Raw genomic sequence first — 16,963 nt, forward strand, 5'->3', positions numbered from 1 at the left:
TCTGTGATTGCGGTGGAAGACTGCTGCCTTCCGATACAATCCATCTGGGAACACTCATCCTCAACTACAATGCACACATCCGTGACAAGACCGTAACATTCAGTAAAGGACACAACATACTCGTTGTATAGTTATGCGCTGACTTGAACGTAAACTTTTCCGCCTTCAACCTTTGTGGGGTAGGTTTTGAGGTCAATACACACAGGAGCGGACAAAGCTTTACCTGTGACGATGTTAAATCGGCCCTGATGCAGCGGGCATTCTATTACGTCACCGGTTACCAATCCATCCTCAAGGTGTTGCTCTTCGTGTGTGCACATACCATCCGTCGTGAAAAAGCCGTTTTCCGTGTTGTAGATCGCATATGTTTTTTCCTCATGATCCCACCGGGTGAGATCTTCTTCGTCGATATCGTTAGTCGCGCAAGCTTCTATCCAATTACTCATTTTTCTGTCCTACTGATGGAAGGGGTGGCGTTTATCTAGCGCCTCAAGGAGCTTTTCATGTTCGCTTTGCGGCATGGAGACGGTGTGTGCTTTATCAGGAAACTGCCCGGATTTTACGTCGGATTGGAATCCAGACAGGGCCTTGAGGCGTTCATCAGCTAGGGCTTGTCGGATGCTTAACATATCACCCCAAGCTTTGGCGTGACGCGGTGGGTTTTCAACATCGCCGCAGATATCTTCCATGAAAGAAAAGATGATGTCGCCTCCGGACCCTGCACCTATGGAGTGTGTGATTAGGGAGGTCAGGGGGTTGATAGCCTCGAGGGCTTCGACGGCGACGCATTCGATTTCGACGGCTTTGGCACCGGCGTCTTCGTAACGACGACAGTGGTCTAAAATTGCGAGTGCTTCGTCAGCTGTTTTGCCAATGGTGCGCAATCCGCCTAGCTGTGTTGACTTACGAGGGACAAGCCCAACGTGCCCTTGAACGCAGATCCCTTCGTTCGCAAGCAACTCAACAATCCCCATTCCGCGCGGGGTGAAGATGGCATCTGCCCCTTTTTCAGCGCACTTGATGGCAGCTGTTAGGCAAGCTTGTGGTTCATAGTATTGTCCCATGCTTTGTGACCCGGTGACAAATGTATGGGGTGCGCCTGTGCGAACGGCTTCAATATCCAAATCTGATATTGTGATCATATCGATGCCTAACGCTTCGCAGGCGGCGGCTTCTTCTTGAGATGTAGCCGAAACTTGGGTCATTTTTTGACCAGCAGCTTTGTTCGCTTGGAGGCATGCAAAGGTTAGATTGCGTTTAGCGGGATGCCCGCCATATGTGTAAATGTGTTTCATTACATGGTGGCCTTTGCGATTGGGGTATATGTTCCATCAGTGACATGATGAGGTGCTTGGCGAATGGTCTTTGCCTTCGTGTTTTTGCCAAGGCTGCGACGGGTGACAACGCTAAGAACTTCTAGATTGGTTTTCCAAAATCCCGGATCGGGTTCGGGGACTTGGTCTTCCACAGCGCTTTTCAGTCCGCGCAACGCATAGAATGGAATCTGAGGGTAGAGGTGGTGCTCAACATGGTTGTTCATATCCATGTAAAGGAAACGCCCGAGCCAGTTGGTGCGAAAACTGCGCGTGCTTTCCACAATAGAAGGAGAGTTTTCCTGTAACTCCACGTGTTGGATTAGGGTGAACAATAACATTACAGGGGCGCCTAAAAGGCGGGGCAATACAAAAAACCAAATGGGCCAATAAATGCCAAAGGCAGCAAGCACAGGAATGGTTGCATAAATTGCAATGAAGATACGTGCATTGCGGGTTAATATTGGGAATTCAGATTGCGGAATAACTGTGCGCATCATGTCTGAGTAGCGCTTAAACGCCAGTTCAAACATAACGGTGAGATTAAACCGCGCCAATGAAAGACCTGTGATTTCAAAGAGCCAGCCACGTAGCGTCATAGGGGTGTCGAATGGCATTTGGCTGTCGATACCTACATGCCATGTATAGGTGTGGTGGTTGGTATGGGTATACCGGCGATGCAACGGTTCTTCGCCATAAAGCAATGATGTTACCCACAGCACAGTTTCGTTTAACCATCGGGTTTTGAAGGCTGTACCGTGGGCTGTTTCGTGACTTAGTGAGTAGGCGGGTACCGTTAGGAAAATGCCATACAAAAACATCGCAGGCCACATCCAGATCGACCCAAGTGAAAGCGAAATCAGCGTTCCGGTGCCAATTAAAAATCCAACCCATTGCAAAAGGTAGATTAAGCCATGGCGGTCTGAACGCCGCGCTAGGGATTTCATCAACTTTTTGTCGATTTTAATCCCGCTTGAGGCGGCATTTGTGGCTTTGAATGTGGTCATATGTGGTGATCCTAAAGTTTCGCGTGCATTTTGCGTTTGCGGTCACGGGTGGTTTTTGTCGCCTCCTCAGAACCGTCGTGAAAACTGCCGAACCACTTGTCCCACGGCATTTCTGAGTTGCCGTAATTACATTCGTAGTAGCGGTGATGCAGTTGGTGAAAAAAGGCGCCAATCAACAGGCGTGACTTATCTTTGACCCAGATTGCTTCGTATCCGGAATGGGAGGAAGCCGCCCCAAGCATGAGCCAATACGTGAGAAACAACATATGAACAGGGTGACTGGGTAGGATGAGTAAAATCAGCAGTGCGCTGATATATAGCATGTGTTCAACCGGATGCATCGACATCCCGGACCACGGCCCCGTGTTGACGTTGCGATGATGGACCGAATGCACATGCCGATAAATAGGTGGCCAGTGCACCAAACGGTGAATGACGTAAAAATGCAGGCTTTGCCATAACGCGAGCAATGGGAAGAGCAAGATAAACCACAGCCAACCTTGCGAGAAGGAAAAAGTTGCGAGCGTATCGTTTGCATACAACCAACGAAATCCGACTTCATAGGCTGTTACAATCGGCACGCCAGAGACCAGCGAATAGAACATGTTGTCCCATGTTTGATACCCAAATTTATAGAGAGCGTTCTTACGTGCGGACATAGGCCGTGGATCGAATTTTAGGCGCTTGCCTTGACCGTCGATGCCATAGAACCAAAAATGCAGACCGCCAGCGACAGTACTGAGCAACACTAAGTTGCGTAGCAATACCATCCCCATCCAATCGAGGGAAAACACGACTTGGGCGTTGGTGACAGGTTGCAGCCAAAAGGCAACGAAAAAGGCGAGAGCCAGAAACATGGAGCGGTCGGAAACCTGAAGGTAATTGGTCCAAACCCATTTCATAAACACCACAGGCTGTGGCGGCCAAATGGCGAATGGAGCGTATTTTATCGGCAGTTCCGGGTGCCAATGCCACTCACGGCTCATGGCTGCGGGCTCGTCTTTCGTATCCACTGGTGGAGGAGATGTATCAGCAATTGTCATTTTATGTCCGATCTAGAGTTTCAATTAAGAGTGAAACTCACGCGGGCGGCGGCTCATATGGGTATTTTCGGCTGGGCTTGCGATACATCATCCTTACCCTTCTAAGGCTTCGAGGTAGATGTCATGAAAGTGACGCATTGCGTGTTCCGAAATGTCGTGGGCGTCCGGGTCTGTGATGTACCAGCCTTGAATATACCCGCGTTGATGCAAACCTTTTTGAACATTTTCGCAGAGCGCGCGATCTTCTTGGGATACGATGTTACTTGACCAATCGGACCTCAGTTGGGCGCGCTTGCTCATTTCAGGGTCAGTTGGGGTGGCAGTTGTCATGGATAAGCTGCGGCGTTGGGTTAGGTCCGGTGTGACCGGGTCAAAGCGTGATGCATAAAACCCTTGTGTGCCGGGAAACTGACCAAAAACCGTGTTTGGAAACAAAAACCAAAAATGACCAGTGGTGACATCGTGTTCCAAATCTAAGGGAAAGGCTTTATTTTCAGCCTTCATTGCAGTGGGCGCAACTTGGAAGGTGTAGTTTTCAAACAATGAAAACTTAGAGCTGGCGATGTCCATCATATCGTCAAACGAATGGTGCGCTGGACCGCAGTGGTGGCATTCTAGGTAGTTATCGAGCAGAACTTTCCAGTTTGCTTCGCAATCATATGTATGCCCGTATGCGACGTCACCTTCTACAATGAGCTCGGATAGGTTTGGGCAGTGCTCCAAAATCTGCGCTTCCAAGCCAGGAGCAAACTCTGCCAACGGTTTTGCATCTGGGTCGAGATTTACAAAAAGAAAATCGACGATCTGATCGACCCGCACCTCTGATAAGCAAATTTCAGACCGCTCGGGCGCGATTGTCGCATCGCGCTTTTGCATTCCGCGTAGATTACCCTCTAGCCCAAATGTCCATGCATGGTAGGGGCAGGTTACCACGCGTTTATTGCCCGAACCTTCGACCAATTGGTGTCCGCGGTGAGGGCACACATTATAAAACCCACGAATGATGTTGTCTTGCCCACGGACCAGAAAAATATTCTGATCAAAAATTGATGCGGTGACGAAGTCACCCGCATTCGCCAATTGTTGAGTGTGCCCGACGAACTGCCATGTGTTAAAGAACAGTTCTTTTTCTTTTTTCAATACATCTGGATCGGTATAGTATTTCGCAGCCAGTGTTCGGTCACGTACAGGGTTTGGGGTCAACATCGCTTGCTTCCTTAGCTGGCGTAGGAGGAGCCTTCTTCGTCGAGTACGGCTTTGATTTCGGAAAAATGTGCTTCGGCTTGACCGGGGTATGTTTCGATTTCATAAGCGGTCTTTTCGGCCAACTCGTCAGACATGATGCGCAGCTCTTGTCCCGTTTGAAGGGCGCGAATGTAGGTTTCAGCAGCGCGCTCAAAGTAGTAGAGGCGGTTAAATGTATCAGCAACATCGTTGCCGGTGATCAAAATGCCATGATGCCCCATAATCAGTGTTTTGATTTTCGGATCTGCAAGCAATTCCGAACACCGCATGCCTTCGCTTTCGAACGCCAATCCGCCAAATTCGTCATCAATCGCGTACCGATTGAAAAACGTTGCGGTGTTTTGATCTATCGGTGGCAAACGGCTGTCTTTGAGGCAGGCCAAAACGGTTGCATGGATTGAATGCACATGCATAACGCAACGCACATGGGGGCAAAGTCGATGAACCGATCCGTGCAAACCCCAAGCTGTCGGATCAGGTGCGCCGGGTTTTGAAAGTGTGTCCTTGTCTTTGGCGTCCAAATGCAGAAGATTGGACGCTTTGACCCTGCTGAAGTGAATCTGATTAGGGTTCATCAGAAACTCAGTGCCGTCTTCACTTACCGCGAGGCTAAAGTGATTGGCCACAGCCTCATGCATCCCAAGGCGTTCAGTCCAGCGAAAGGCAGCCGCCATATCGACGCGTTCTTGCCAGTGATCCATATTCGGGCGGTGGAGCGGGGTTGGTTCTGCCATGGGTATGTCCTTTGACGATGCTTTTCATACCGTGGCGATATGCGGCAGTCTTTACCAACGAAAAAAATTAGGCCATGGTATTAGTAATTCTAATGCATAACTTATGAGACAAAATGCCTGATGCATCTCTTCCCCCGTTAAACTGGTTGCGCGCGTTTGAGGCGTCGGCGCGCCATTTATCGTTTACCAACGCGGCGCATGAACTCAACATGACGCAATCAGCGGTGAGTCAGCAAATTAAGTCGTTAGAGGGATATCTCGGGAAAACGCTATTTTACAGGCTAACCAGACGGTTAGAGCTGACAGATTCGGGGAAGCAGTACCTACCATGGGTGCAAGAGAGCTTTGAAGTTTTAACACGTGGTACGCGCCAGGTCGTTGGCGCCGATCGTAAACAAACGTTGCAGGTCGTTTCCAATCTTGCATTTACCGTGCATTTTATCGCGCCACGACTGCCCGTATTCGCGCAGCGGCATCCTGAAATTCGGCTCAATTTCACCACTCCGATTTGGCACATGGATCATTCGTCTCAATCGGCGGATTTAGAGATTCGTTATGGGCGAGAACCTGCGGCTGGGATTAAATGGGAGCTACTCACCAACGCGACGTATTTCCCGGTCTGTGGGCCGAATGATGATGTCACGCTTGAGACTTTGCCTGACCGGCTATTGTTTGATTGTGCTGCGTTGACATGCAATTGGGAAAGCTGGCTGCAGCATATCGGCCACCCATTAGATCAGAGTACGAATATCACTTATGCCAGCACTTACGCTGTTTCGTTTTCCGCAGCGATTGCTGGGAGCGGGCTGGCCATTGGCCACGATATATTGGTGTCAGACATGTTAAAAGATGGCCGCCTAAAAGAGCCATTTTCACAACGCGTTCTGATGGAGGAAGCGTATTATCTTATCCATCCGGCGGGGCATGTTGCATCGCCTGCGTCGCAAGTTTTTTCAGACTGGATCAGGGAAGAATTGGATATGCTGAAAGCGGAGTGGGCAGAATAAAGTTTCGTTAGGTCAATATAAACGAAGCGGAATTTCTGCGCTTGAACATCGTAAAAACCCATGGCACCTTTGGCCATGACGCAGAATGATATTAAGACTTGGGCAGAATGTGCCCCCCGCCTTGTTGCTGTCGCCGCTGGACGCGACGCTGCTGACCTCGTAATTCGCAATGGTAAATGGGTGAATGTTCACACCCGTGAAGTGCTTGAAGGTCATGATCTTGCCATTGCAGATGGGCGTTTTGCCTATTGCGGGCCAGATGCAAGCCACTGCATTGGCGACAAAACCGAAATCATTGATGCTGATGGCCAGTATATGATTCCGGGTCTTTGCGATGCGCATATGCATATTGAATCAGGGATGTTGACGCCCGCTGAATTTGCGCGTGCTGTTGCGCCGCATGGCACAACGTCGATGTTTACCGATCCGCATGAAATTGCCAATGTTTTGGGGCTTGAGGGTGTGCGTCTGATGCATGACGAGGCCATGCTACAGCCTGTTAATATCTTTACCCAAATGCCGTCCTGTGCGCCGTCAGCGCCGGGTTTGGAAACCACTGGATTTGAAATCACACCCGAAGACGTTGCCGAGGCAATGACTTGGCCGGGTATCATCGGCCTAGGGGAAATGATGAATTTCCCCGGCGTGGTGAATGGTGATCCGAAAATGCTGGCGGAAATTGCAGCAACCCAACGAGCAGGTAAAACTGTGGGCGGACATTACGCATCACCCGATCTTGGACCTGCGTTTCATGCCTATGCCGCAGGTGGTCCCGCAGATGATCACGAAGGCACCTGCGAAGCGGACGCGATTGCACGTACGCGCCAGGGCATGCGCCATATGATGCGGTTGGGGTCGGCGTGGTATGATGTCGAAAGCCAAATCACGGCGGTCACGGAAAAGGGGTTGGATCCTCGTAATTTTATTTTGTGCACCGATGATTGTCATTCTGGAACCCTGGTGAATGATGGTCATATGAATCGCGTGGTACGACATGCAATTGAATGCGGGTGTGATCCGTTAATTGCGCTTCAGATGGCGACGATCAATACCGCTACACACTTCGGGTTGGAGCGCGAACTTGGCTCCATCGCTCCGGGGCGTCGTGCTGATGTTATTCTGACGTCTGATTTGAAAACGCTACCGATTCATCGTGTCATAGCGCGCGGCCATACTGTTGCGTTTGATGGTGTAATGTTGGCGACCTGCCCGCATCTGGAATGGCCCGATCACGCCCGCGATACCGTACATATGGGACGCGCGTTGGAAGACATAGATTTTCGGATCAAGGCACCGGAAGGGGCCAACAGCGTGACAGCGAATGTCATTGGAATGGTTGAAAATCAGGCTCCGACACGGGCTTTAGAAGCAAAGTTGGCGGTCAAAGATGGAATTGTTCCGGTGGACCCCGAAAATGACATCTGCCAAATCGCGCTTGTTGAGCGACACCAAGGCACGGGCGGGGTGGTCAACGCCTTTGTTTCAGGATTTGGTTACACCGGAAAAATGGCAATGGCGTCCACCGTTGCACATGACAGTCACCATATGATCGTTGTTGGAACATCCCACGCCGATATGGCGTTAGCGGCGAACCGTTTGCAAGAAGTGGGGGGCGGCGTCACCGTTTGGAAAGATGGGGAAGAACAGGCATTGGTCGAGCTTCCCATTGCCGGATTGATGTCAGATTCTCCTGCTACCGAAGTTGCGGCCAAAGCCGAAGCGATGGGCAAAGCAATGGAGGCCTGCGGCTGCACGCTTAATAACGCGTATATGCAGCATTCCTTGCTCGCGCTTGTTGTCATACCTGAGTTACGCATTTCTGATTTGGGTTTGGTTGACGTGCGCACATTTGAACTGACACCGCTGTTTAAAAAGGAAAATAACAATGACAGCTGATTTTACACTATCGGTGGAAACACCACCAATTTCTGAGCACATAGAGTTTACTGACAGCAAAGCGGCTGTTGCGCATTTATGTGCGCTTTATGAAGAAGCAACAAAGTTCCTATGCGAAAAATTTTCGAGCAAAGTAACTGGGCCACGCCCCTCAGAACGTTTTCGGGCCTTTTATCCAGAGATACGGCTACACACGACAAGTTATGCAACGGCTGACAGTCGCCTTGCCTTCGGTCACGTCGCGAGCCCCGGTCAATACGCAACAACAGTGACTCGGCCGGATTTGTTCAAAAGCTACCTCGAACAGCAAATTGATCTGTTGGTTTGTAACCACGGCGTTTCTGTTCGTGTTGGCCCATCAACCACGCCAATCCCAGTGCATTTTGCCGTGGCCAATGATGCAGGTGTTACGGTGCCTCAGGATGGCTGTATGCAGTACCCGTTGCGCGATATCTTCGATGTACCGGACCTCGCTACAACGAACGATGACATCGTTAACGGCATGGAGATGACTTACCCTGACGGGGCGCTTCCTTTGGCGCCATTTACGGCACAGCGTGTCGACTATTCCTTAGCACGGCTGTCACATTACACCGCAACGGCACCTGAGCATTTCCAAAACCACGTGCTGTTTACGAATTACCAGTTTTACGTCGAGGAGTTCGAAGCGTTTGCACGGGCGTCACTTGCTGATCCGGATAGCGGATATAGCAGCTTTGTTTCGACCGGAAATGTTGAAATCACAAAGCCAGACGAAGCATGTCCTCAGCCCGCTAAGTTGCCGCAAATGCCAACCTATCATCTTAAGCGACCAGATGGATCTGGGATCACTTTGGTGAACATTGGGGTTGGCCCGTCAAATGCGAAAACGGCAACTGATCATATTGCGGTTCTTCGTCCGCATGCATGGTTGATGGTTGGGCATTGCGCTGGTCTTCGAAATTCCCAAAGCTTGGGAGATTTCGTGTTGGCGCACTCTTATCTACGCGAAGACCACGTGTTGGATGATGATCTGCCTGTTTGGGTTCCGATCCCGCCATTGGCTGAAATTCAAATCGCGCTCGAACAGGCCGTTGCGGATGTCACTGAACTTGAGGGATATGAGCTAAAGCGGATTATGCGAACTGGTACAGTAGCTACCATTGACAACCGCAACTGGGAGTTGCGCGATCAATCTGGCCCTGTTCAAAGGCTCAGCCAATCACGCGCGGTTGCCTTAGACATGGAAAGTGCAACAATTGCCGCGAACGGTTTCCGGTTTCGTGTGCCATATGGAACGCTTCTTTGTGTATCAGATAAGCCGCTGCATGGAGAGCTTAAGCTGCCGGGTATGGCATCAGAGTTTTACAAAACACAGGTCTCGCGCCATCTAGAAATTGGAATCCGGGCAATGGAAACGCTTCGGGAAATGCCGCTTGAGCGTATCCATTCCCGTAAATTGCGTAGCTTTGAAGAGACAGCTTTCCTTTAACGTAAGGGAAAACTGACCATTTGGCTTAAAAAATAGCGGAAATATTGAGACTAGACGTTGTGTCATACGGTCTTATCCCTTTAAATGCCGCCAATAATGCCCCCGTACTGGGCAGAACGAGGAGAATAATAAATGGCAAAACCGATGACCAAAACACAGCTCGTGTCCGCACTGGCTGAAGAAATGGGTGCAGATAAGAAAACTGCTGGAAGCGCACTTGACGCTGTGATCGCTGTAATCACTAGCGAAGTATCCGGCGGCGGTGCAGTAACACTGCCAGGTGTTGGCAAAATCTATTGCCGCGAACGCCCAGAGCGTATGGTCCGCAACCCGGCCACCGGTGAGCAAATCAAAAAAGAAGCAGACAAGGTTGTAAAAATGACCATTGCTAAAGCGCTAAAAGACAGCGTGAACGGCTAATTGTAAGCTTACAATTCCGGGGCTTGTGCCTCGTTTGGAATTCCTAAAAGGTCGCCCCTGAGGCGATCTTTTTTGTTTTGGAGCGTGGGATGGATTTTCGAGCATTGTTCATGGGGTTAAGCTTCGCGCTTATTTGGTCGTCGGCCTTTTCGTCCGCACGGATCATTGTTGCCTATGCTCCGCCGCTTGGATCTCTTTCTTTACGATTTTTTGTATCTGGTCTTATCGGCGTTGCTTTGGCCCGTATGCTGGGGCAAAGCTGGCATCTCACACGCAATCAATGGATTTCAGTTGTTGTGTTTGGTGTGTGCCAAAATGCACTTTACCTAGGGTTAAATTTTGTTGCGATGCAATCCATTGAGGCGTCGCTTGCTTCGATCATAGCTTCAACAATGCCATTGATTGTGGCTCTGCTTGGATGGTTGGTGTTTCGAGAAAAACTAACGCCTATGGCGACGATAGGATTGTTGGTTGGTGTATTAGGCGCTTCGCTCATTATGGGATCCCGGCTCAGTGGGGGCGTCGATGTCTATGGGGTTATTTTGTGTGTTATCGCAGCGTTTGCATTAGCGGTGGCAACGTTGGCTGTCCGCACCGCATCTGGGGGTGGTAATCTGTTGATGATCGTTGGATTGCAGATGTTTGTAGGAGCGGGGGTACTGGGAGTGTTTTCTGCCATATTGGAGGATCACACTGTCATTTTAAACTGGCAGCTGACCGCCGCCTTTATCTACACAACCCTCGCGCCGGGATTGCTTGCAACTTGGATATGGTTTGCGCTTGTTGCGCGTATTGGCGCCGTGCGCGCAGCGACCTTCCATTTCTTAAATCCATTCTTTGGCGTTGCTGTTGCTGCAGTGTTGTTGGGCGAAAAACTGGGGCCGGTAGATATCTTCGGCGTGGTTATCATCACTGTTGGAATTTTATTGGTCCAGCTTTCCAAGCAACGGCCCAGCTAACGCAGATGTGAATGTGGAACGGCTATATTACCGTGACAGGCATACAGCGATAGGCGATCAAAGGGCATGGAACTTGTTTTTGGATACCTTGCGGGGTTGTTGACCCTCATTAACCCTTGTGTGTTACCGGTGTTACCGATCGTGCTTGCATCTGCATTGCAGGCAGACCGAAGAGGCCCCATCGCGCTGGCCGCTGGAATGAGCATTGCATTTGTGACGCTCGGTGTCGTCATTGCTGGATTTGGTTATGCTCTGGGAATTAGCGAAAGCTCTGTTGCGCGTGCTGGTGCTGTGCTGATGATTGGATTTGGGACCGTGTTACTGGTGCCCCAATTCAGCGCAAAATTTGCGACCGCAACGGCAGGATTTTCTGCACGGGCTGACGGGCAGATGAATGGGCTTGATGGATCGAGTTTAAGAGGCCAGTTCTTTGGCGGTGTCCTATTGGGGGCTGTTTGGTCGCCGTGTGTTGGACCGACCTTAGGGGGCGCCATCGCCTTGGCGTCGCAAGGTCAGAGTTTTCTTTGGGCGACACTGATTATGATAAGCTTTGCGCTTGGGGTATCAACGATCATCCTTTCGTTAGGGTATGGTGCGCGCAAAGTCATAATGGAACGTCAAGCGATGATGCGGATCATCGCGACGAAGGCGCGTCCATTTTTAGGTTTAGTCTTTGTATTGGTAGGATTCGCTATTTTATTTCGCGTTCACCATATGATCGAAGCCTGGGCCGTCGAAAATTTGCCTGTGTGGCTCGTTGATTTTTCAGTTTCAATATAGGAGGCATGTATGAAACGTCGTGCATTTATCGCTTTGGCTGCTGTTGCTGTGATGGCCCCACTTACAACGCAAGCTGGACAGCACAATTACCGACCCGGATTGGTAGATGAGCTTTTGGCCGATGGGCAAACCGTTTTTGTCGAATTCAAAACCAATTGGTGTCCGACGTGCGCCGCGCAACAGCGTGTAATCGGTGGTGTTACAAGCGAAGACAGTGCGTATTTGGAAAATGTAGAGTTCGTTACTGTTGATTGGGATATTTATAGTAGCGAAGATTTAGCGCGTCGATTGAACATTCCACGCCGTTCAACATTGGTGGTGTTACAAGGTGATCAGGAGCTCGGCCGTATCGTGGCTGGAACCTCGCGGTCCGCGATCAAAGGCTTGATGGACACCGCCCTAACCGCAGCACAATCTAACGGTTCATAAATTGTGCGCCTTGCAGCGCGCTTTTTTCGCATCAGGCAGGTGTGGCGGTGCCACACGCGCCTGATGACTGTGGACGTTTAACCAATCTGTCCTTGGTTTTCGCCGACCTGACCGCGGTGGAGCAGCAGGTGATCCAGTAGAACGCAGGCCATCATGGCCTCACCTACAGGAACAGCGCGGATTCCAACGCAAGGGTCATGACGGCCTTTTGTGACCACTTCAATAGCAGTTCCGTCTTTGCGAATGGATTGACGAGGGGTTAGGATTGACGACGTGGGTTTAACAGCGAAACGCACGACAATGTCCTGACCGGTTGAAATGCCACCCAATATTCCGCCTGCATGGTTTGAGCTATATTCAGGGCCATTTTCGCCCATGAAAATTTCGTCGGCGTTTTGTGTGCCGGTGAGCATCGCCGACGACATACCTTCGCCGATTTCAACGCCTTTGACGGCGTTTATTGACATCATGGCAGCAGCCAAATCGGTATCAAGTTTGCCATAGATTGGGGCGCCAATGCCGGCAGGGGCACCTTTGGCAACAACTTCGATAATTGCACCGACGGAGTTGTGATCTTTGCGTAAGCGCTGAAGATAAGCTTCCCATTCAGGGGCTGCCGAAGAATCGGGAAGCCAGAAATCGTTGGTTTCTATTGCATCCCAATCAAAGTGATCGCGGTTGAGTTCCATCGCACCCATTTGGGTCATGTAGCCTTTAATTTCCAACCCCGGAACTAGTGCTTTGATCGCTTCGCGTGCGATACCACCTGCGGCGACACGTGCGGCTGTTTCGCGGGCAGAGCTGCGCCCCCCGCCGCGATAATCGCGATTGCCGTATTTTTGGTGATATGTGATGTCAGCGTGGCCGGGGCGGAAGGTATTGGCGATATCGCCGTAATCTTTGCTGCGTTGATCTGTGTTTTCGATCATCAACTGAATTGGGGTGCCGGTGGTTTTGCCGTCAAACACACCAGATAAAATTCTAACAGCATCCGGTTCGTTGCGTTGGGTCATGTTTTTATTCTGACCGGGGCGGCGTTTATCGAGCCACACTTGCAGCATCTCTTCGCTGACTTCGACATTGGGTGGACACCCGTCAACGGTCGCGCCCAAAGCGGGCCCGTGGCTTTCGCCCCAAGTGGTCACACGGAAAAGATGGCCAAAGCTGTTGATCGACATATGCGGGCTCCTTTGCATCTTCATCTAGCGCCCAAAGACCAATGTCTCAAGGGGATTTGGCTTGCAAATTGGGTTAACACCTCCTAATGACGAAAATACCTCGGGGGGCCAAGTATGGCTGAGATGCGAAAGCGGACCCGTAGAACCTGAACCGGTTAAGACCGGCGGAGGGAAGGCTGAGATGTACTCATCCCGATATCCGCCCGTCGCATTGAAGGATGAAGAGATGAAATATCTGACAATCGCTGCGGGACTCGTCATGGCAACAACAGCCCATGCCGATACCCCTGTTTTGAATGTTTACACCTATGACAGCTTTACCTCTGAATGGGGCCCAGGCCCAGCAGTTGAAGCTGCATTTGAAGAAGTGTGTGGCTGTGATCTACAGTTTACTGCAGCAGGTGATGGCGCGGCATTGCTCGCCCGGCTTCAGTTAGAGGGTGCACATACAGACGCGGACATTGTTCTAGGATTGGACAACAACCTTGTGGCAGCGGCAACGGAAACAGGATTGTTTGCGGAGCATGCCCCCTTGAACGCTGAGTATGCTTTGCCGATTGAATGGGATGATAGCGTTTTTGTTCCATTTGACTGGGGATACTTTGCTTTTGTCCATGGTGAAGCGTTGGAAGATGTTCCAGCTAACTTTGAAGAACTTGCTGCGTCTGACCTGAAGATCGTTATTCAGGACCCTCGTTCCTCAACACCGGGTCTGGGTTTGTTGATGTGGGTAAAGGCAGCCTACGGTGATCGCGCGCCTGAAATTTGGGCTGGTCTATCAGACAATATCGTAACTGTGACACCCGGTTGGTGGGAAGCATACAGCATGTTCCTCGAAGGTGAGGCTGACATGGCGTTGTCCTATACAACCTCGCCAGCGTATCACTTGATTGCCGAAGAAGATGGAACTAAGGCCAGCGCTCCGTTTGATGAAGGTCATTATATGCAGATTGAAGTTGCAGCCAAATTGGCAAGCAGCGACCAGTCCGATTTGGCCGACCAGTTTTTAGAGTTCATGACGGGCGAAGAATTTCAAACCATCATCCCGACAACAAACTGGATGTATCCTGCCGTGACACCTGCCGAGGGTTTGCCTGCTGGATTTGAAACATTGAACACGCCAAGCATTTCACTGCTTACTCCAGCGGCTGAAGCTGGAACAGTACGTGATGCAGCGTTGGAAGAATGGCTCAGCGCGCTTTCTCAATAAAACCTTCCGGGGTTATGGGGGCCGCTGCGGTGGCCCTCTTATTGTTCCTGACATTTGGGACATTGATTGCTGTTGCGTTGCAGTCAGAGGGCGTCGCACGGTTGTCGGCGGCTGATTGGGCCGCTGTTCGCTTCACGTTATTGCAGGCATTCCTCTCCGCTGTGGTCTCTGTTGCCTTGGCAATTCCTGTTGCTCGGGGGTTGGCGCGCCGACAGTTTTGGGGGCGAAGTTTACTTATTACGTTGTTAGGTGCGCCTTTTATCTTACCGGTTGTGGTTGCCATCATTGGTTTAATTGCGGTGTTCGGGCGTACTGGTGTCTTGAGCGACGCCTTGGCGATCTTTGGATTGCCCCCGGTGCAAATCTACGGTTTGCACGGTGTTGTTCTTGCACATGTTTTTTTCAATCTTCCCCTTGCGACACGATTGTTTTTGCAGGGGTGGTTATCCATCCCAGCTGAGCGGTTTCGGCTTGCGGCATCGTTGAATTTTGGCCCCGCAGACATGCGGCGCGTGCTAGAGTATCCGATGCTGCGCAAAGTAGGGCCTGGGGCCTTTATGCTGATATTTTTGCTCTGCATGACCAGTTTTGCTGTGGCGTTGACGTTGGGGGGCGGGCCCAAGGCGACGACGGTTGAATTAGCGATCTATCAGGCGTTTCGTTTTGACTTTGATTTATCCAAGGCTGCATTATTAGCAATGGTGCAGTTTGGTTTGTGTGCTGCGATCGCCATTGCTGCATTTTGGGTGACATTGCCGGCCTCAATGGGAGTTGGGCTGGACCGTGTAACCCAGCGGTGGGATGCAATGCGGACTGTTTCAAAAATCTCGGATGGAGCCTTTTTGTCAACAGCGGCTGTTTTCTTGCTTTTGCCATTAATGATGGTCGTGGTTCGAGGGGCTCCAACCGTTTTGACGCTGCCGGGTCCGGTTTGGGCGTCTGTCGGACGGTCGCTGATAGTTGCTTTCGCGTCGACAGTTTTCTTAGTTGTTTTGGCGTTGCCAATCGCTATTTGGTCCACCACTCTCAAGCGCCGCAGCGTTGGTGCAATGGTCGAAGGAATGGGATATCTGACCATCGCGGCGTCGCCGTTGGTCATTGGAACGGGCTTGTTCATCATCAGTTTCCGCTATGTGAACCCCGCATCGCTTGCATTGCCGGTGACGATACTTGTGAACGCTGCAATGAGCCTACCATTTGCGCTTCGATCATTGGTCCCGTCTTTGTTGGATATTGAACAGAACTATGGCCGTCTGTCGAGCAGTCTAGGGATGAGCGTCTGGAGCAAAATGCGGCTGGTCGTGTTGCCAAGATTGAAGCGACCACTCGGATTTTCGTGCGGTTTGTCCGCTGCGTTGTCGATGGGTGATCTTGGCGTTATCGCGCTGTTTTCAGATCCGTCCCAAGGAACGCTGCCATTGATGATTTTTCGTTTGATGGGGGCCTATCGCATGGATGACGCAGCAGGGGCAGCATTGCTGCTATTATTGCTTAGCTTATCATTATTTTGGCTTTTTGATCGTGGGGGGCGGACGAATGCTGCAGGTTAAAGGTTTGAAGATCCAACAAGGTGATTTTGCTCTGGGTGCGTCCTTTGATGTTCCTCTAGGGGCTCATGTTGCGGTCATTGGGCCGTCAGGGGGAGGGAAGTCGACCTTGCTCGCTGCGCTGGCCGGATTCTTGCCCTTGAAGGAAGGGAAACTGTCGTTTCAATCACAAAGCCTCGTCGAAAAAACACCGGGAGAGCGTCCGATTTCTATGGTGTTTCAAGACAACAATCTGTTTCCACATTTGACGGTCGGTCAAAACGTGGGGCTAGGATTGCGGCCAGATTTGAAGTTGACCGAGGCCCAGAAGACGGACGTAGAAGGCGCGCTCAAGCGGGTAGGGCTTTCGGGGTATTCTGCGCGTAAACCGTCGGCATTGTCTGGCGGGCAAATAGCACGTGTCGCGCTTGCGCGTGTATTGTTACAGAATAAACCTTTGTTGCTACTGGATGAACCGTTTGCGGCGCTCGGTCCAGCGTTGAAGGTGGAAATGTTGGAGCTGCTAAAAGAACTGATCGTGGACAGCGACATAACGCTTTTGATGGTGAGTCACGATCCTGACGATGCCAAACGCATTGCGTCCCATGTTATTTTAGTTGCGGAGGGTACTGCCCATCCTTTGGCGGAGGTTGGCAAAATCTTTTCCAATCCACCGGAAGCGTTGAAAACCTACCTAGGTTGATCCGTTAAGCTTAGAACATAAAAAGCCCCGCTGGTTTCAGCG

17 protein-coding genes and 1 riboswitch are annotated in these 16,963 nt (G+C 50.9%); of the genes, 10 read left to right on the forward strand and 7 right to left on the reverse strand.

Annotated features, from left to right (window positions below):
- Nucleotides 1-131: 131 nt before the first annotated feature.
- From G9C99_RS13320 to G9C99_RS13345, 6 genes are all read right to left on the reverse strand, one after another.
- On the reverse strand, nucleotides 132-446 hold the full coding sequence (locus G9C99_RS13320; RefSeq protein WP_166418014.1) for a MocE family 2Fe-2S type ferredoxin: 315 nt from the start codon (nucleotides 444-446) through the stop codon (nucleotides 132-134).
- A gap of 9 nt (nucleotides 447-455) precedes the next feature.
- The gene (locus G9C99_RS13325) at nucleotides 456-1,295 is read right to left on the reverse strand and encodes a 3-methyl-2-oxobutanoate hydroxymethyltransferase (protein ID WP_166418015.1); all 840 of its coding nucleotides are present in this window, start codon (nucleotides 1,293-1,295) and stop codon (nucleotides 456-458) included.
- Nucleotides 1,295-2,320 carry a fatty acid desaturase gene (locus G9C99_RS13330; protein WP_166418016.1) on the reverse strand — a complete coding sequence of 342 codons (1,026 nt, stop codon included), beginning with the start codon at nucleotides 2,318-2,320 and terminating at the stop codon, nucleotides 1,295-1,297. The genes G9C99_RS13325 and G9C99_RS13330 overlap by 1 nt, the downstream gene beginning before the upstream one ends.
- Nucleotides 2,321-2,331: 11 nt before the next feature.
- A complete protein-coding gene (locus G9C99_RS13335) occupies nucleotides 2,332-3,363 on the reverse strand; it encodes a sterol desaturase family protein (protein WP_166418017.1) in 1,032 nt (343 codons plus the stop codon).
- A gap of 93 nt (nucleotides 3,364-3,456) precedes the next feature.
- Entirely contained in the window at nucleotides 3,457-4,569 is a 1,113-nt protein-coding gene (locus tag G9C99_RS13340; protein ID WP_166418018.1) for an aromatic ring-hydroxylating oxygenase subunit alpha, read from the reverse strand.
- 11 nt (nucleotides 4,570-4,580) lie between these two features.
- Nucleotides 4,581-5,342: a class II aldolase and adducin N-terminal domain-containing protein gene (locus tag G9C99_RS13345; protein ID WP_166418019.1), complete on the reverse strand. Its 762-nt coding sequence runs from the start codon at nucleotides 5,340-5,342 to the stop codon at nucleotides 4,581-4,583.
- Nucleotides 5,343-5,455: 113 nt separating this feature from the next.
- On the opposite strand from G9C99_RS13345, the gene G9C99_RS13350 reads away from it, so the two are divergent.
- The 7 genes from G9C99_RS13350 (at nucleotide 5,456) to G9C99_RS13380 (ending at nucleotide 12,304) form a co-directional block, all read left to right on the forward strand.
- Nucleotides 5,456-6,349: a LysR family transcriptional regulator gene (locus tag G9C99_RS13350; RefSeq protein WP_166418020.1), complete on the forward strand. Its 894-nt coding sequence runs from the start codon at nucleotides 5,456-5,458 to the stop codon at nucleotides 6,347-6,349.
- 75 nt (nucleotides 6,350-6,424) lie between these two features.
- Nucleotides 6,425-8,245, forward strand: coding sequence for an adenine deaminase (gene ade / locus G9C99_RS13355; RefSeq protein WP_166418021.1), 1,821 nt, complete (start codon nucleotides 6,425-6,427; stop codon nucleotides 8,243-8,245).
- Nucleotides 8,235-9,716 (forward strand): AMP nucleosidase, encoded by a 1,482-nt coding sequence (locus G9C99_RS13360; RefSeq protein WP_166418022.1) that lies wholly within the window; start codon nucleotides 8,235-8,237, stop codon nucleotides 9,714-9,716. The genes ade and G9C99_RS13360 overlap by 11 nt, the downstream gene beginning before the upstream one ends.
- Before the next feature lie 132 nt (nucleotides 9,717-9,848).
- Nucleotides 9,849-10,136: an HU family DNA-binding protein gene (locus G9C99_RS13365; protein WP_166418023.1), complete on the forward strand. Its 288-nt coding sequence runs from the start codon at nucleotides 9,849-9,851 to the stop codon at nucleotides 10,134-10,136.
- Nucleotides 10,137-10,225: 89 nt separating this feature from the next.
- Nucleotides 10,226-11,095, forward strand: coding sequence for a DMT family transporter (locus G9C99_RS13370; protein WP_166418024.1), 870 nt, complete (start codon nucleotides 10,226-10,228; stop codon nucleotides 11,093-11,095).
- A 66-nt stretch (nucleotides 11,096-11,161) separates the two neighbouring features.
- Complete coding sequence (locus G9C99_RS13375; RefSeq protein ID WP_166418025.1) at nucleotides 11,162-11,875, forward strand: cytochrome c biogenesis CcdA family protein; 714 nt, start codon at nucleotides 11,162-11,164, stop codon at nucleotides 11,873-11,875.
- Nucleotides 11,876-11,884: 9 nt separating this feature from the next.
- Nucleotides 11,885-12,304: a thioredoxin family protein gene (locus G9C99_RS13380; protein ID WP_166418026.1), complete on the forward strand. Its 420-nt coding sequence runs from the start codon at nucleotides 11,885-11,887 to the stop codon at nucleotides 12,302-12,304.
- A 77-nt stretch (nucleotides 12,305-12,381) separates the two neighbouring features.
- On the opposite strand, the gene aroC is transcribed toward G9C99_RS13380, so the two are convergent.
- Nucleotides 12,382-13,482, reverse strand: a complete 1,101-nt coding sequence (aroC, locus tag G9C99_RS13385) for a chorismate synthase (protein WP_166418027.1) — start codon at nucleotides 13,480-13,482, stop codon at nucleotides 12,382-12,384.
- A gap of 91 nt (nucleotides 13,483-13,573) precedes the next feature.
- Nucleotides 13,574-13,672: riboswitch (TPP riboswitch) on the forward strand.
- 36 nt (nucleotides 13,673-13,708) lie between these two features.
- Between aroC and thiB the strand changes: the two genes are divergently transcribed.
- The 3 genes from thiB to G9C99_RS13400 are packed head-to-tail and all read left to right on the forward strand — an operon-like array spanning nucleotide 13,709 to nucleotide 16,921.
- A complete protein-coding gene (gene thiB / locus G9C99_RS13390; RefSeq protein ID WP_166418028.1) occupies nucleotides 13,709-14,692 on the forward strand; it encodes a thiamine ABC transporter substrate binding subunit in 984 nt (327 codons plus the stop codon).
- A complete protein-coding gene (locus G9C99_RS13395; RefSeq protein WP_166418029.1) occupies nucleotides 14,668-16,242 on the forward strand; it encodes a thiamine/thiamine pyrophosphate ABC transporter permease ThiP in 1,575 nt (524 codons plus the stop codon). Before thiB ends, G9C99_RS13395 begins: the two co-directional genes overlap by 25 nt.
- A complete protein-coding gene (locus G9C99_RS13400) occupies nucleotides 16,229-16,921 on the forward strand; it encodes a thiamine ABC transporter ATP-binding protein (protein WP_166418030.1) in 693 nt (230 codons plus the stop codon). The genes G9C99_RS13395 and G9C99_RS13400 overlap by 14 nt, the downstream gene beginning before the upstream one ends.
- Nucleotides 16,922-16,963: the final 42 nt, after the last annotated feature.

It is taken from the genome of Cochlodiniinecator piscidefendens, assembly GCF_011326755.1.
In the GTDB taxonomy this organism is placed as follows: Bacteria; Pseudomonadota; Alphaproteobacteria; order Rhodobacterales; family Rhodobacteraceae; genus Cochlodiniinecator; species Cochlodiniinecator piscidefendens.

Excerpts from the sequence above, each read along its gene's own strand:
- G9C99_RS13350 (WP_166418020.1), top strand. The coding sequence starts at position 5,456 with ATGCCTGATGCATCTCTTCCCCCGTTAAACTGGTTGCGCGCGTTTGAG.
- G9C99_RS13400 (WP_166418030.1), top strand. The coding sequence starts at position 16,229 with ATGCTGCAGGTTAAAGGTTTGAAGATCCAACAAGGTGATTTTGCTCTG.
- ade (WP_166418021.1), top strand. The coding sequence starts at position 6,425 with ATGACGCAGAATGATATTAAGACTTGGGCAGAATGTGCCCCCCGCCTT.
- G9C99_RS13365 (WP_166418023.1), top strand. The coding sequence starts at position 9,849 with ATGGCAAAACCGATGACCAAAACACAGCTCGTGTCCGCACTGGCTGAA.
- G9C99_RS13325 (WP_166418015.1), bottom strand. The coding sequence starts at position 1,295 with ATGAAACACATTTACACATATGGCGGGCATCCCGCTAAACGCAATCTA.
- aroC (WP_166418027.1), bottom strand. The coding sequence starts at position 13,482 with ATGTCGATCAACAGCTTTGGCCATCTTTTCCGTGTGACCACTTGGGGC.
- G9C99_RS13370 (WP_166418024.1), top strand. The coding sequence starts at position 10,226 with ATGGATTTTCGAGCATTGTTCATGGGGTTAAGCTTCGCGCTTATTTGG.
- G9C99_RS13340 (WP_166418018.1), bottom strand. The coding sequence starts at position 4,569 with ATGTTGACCCCAAACCCTGTACGTGACCGAACACTGGCTGCGAAATAC.
- G9C99_RS13360 (WP_166418022.1), top strand. The coding sequence starts at position 8,235 with ATGACAGCTGATTTTACACTATCGGTGGAAACACCACCAATTTCTGAG.
- thiB (WP_166418028.1), top strand. The coding sequence starts at position 13,709 with ATGAAATATCTGACAATCGCTGCGGGACTCGTCATGGCAACAACAGCC.
- G9C99_RS13345 (WP_166418019.1), bottom strand. The coding sequence starts at position 5,342 with ATGGCAGAACCAACCCCGCTCCACCGCCCGAATATGGATCACTGGCAA.
- G9C99_RS13330 (WP_166418016.1), bottom strand. The coding sequence starts at position 2,320 with ATGACCACATTCAAAGCCACAAATGCCGCCTCAAGCGGGATTAAAATC.
- G9C99_RS13375 (WP_166418025.1), top strand. The coding sequence starts at position 11,162 with ATGGAACTTGTTTTTGGATACCTTGCGGGGTTGTTGACCCTCATTAAC.
- G9C99_RS13395 (WP_166418029.1), top strand. The coding sequence starts at position 14,668 with ATGGCTCAGCGCGCTTTCTCAATAAAACCTTCCGGGGTTATGGGGGCC.
- G9C99_RS13335 (WP_166418017.1), bottom strand. The coding sequence starts at position 3,363 with ATGACAATTGCTGATACATCTCCTCCACCAGTGGATACGAAAGACGAG.
- G9C99_RS13320 (WP_166418014.1), bottom strand. The coding sequence starts at position 446 with ATGAGTAATTGGATAGAAGCTTGCGCGACTAACGATATCGACGAAGAA.
- G9C99_RS13380 (WP_166418026.1), top strand. The coding sequence starts at position 11,885 with ATGAAACGTCGTGCATTTATCGCTTTGGCTGCTGTTGCTGTGATGGCC.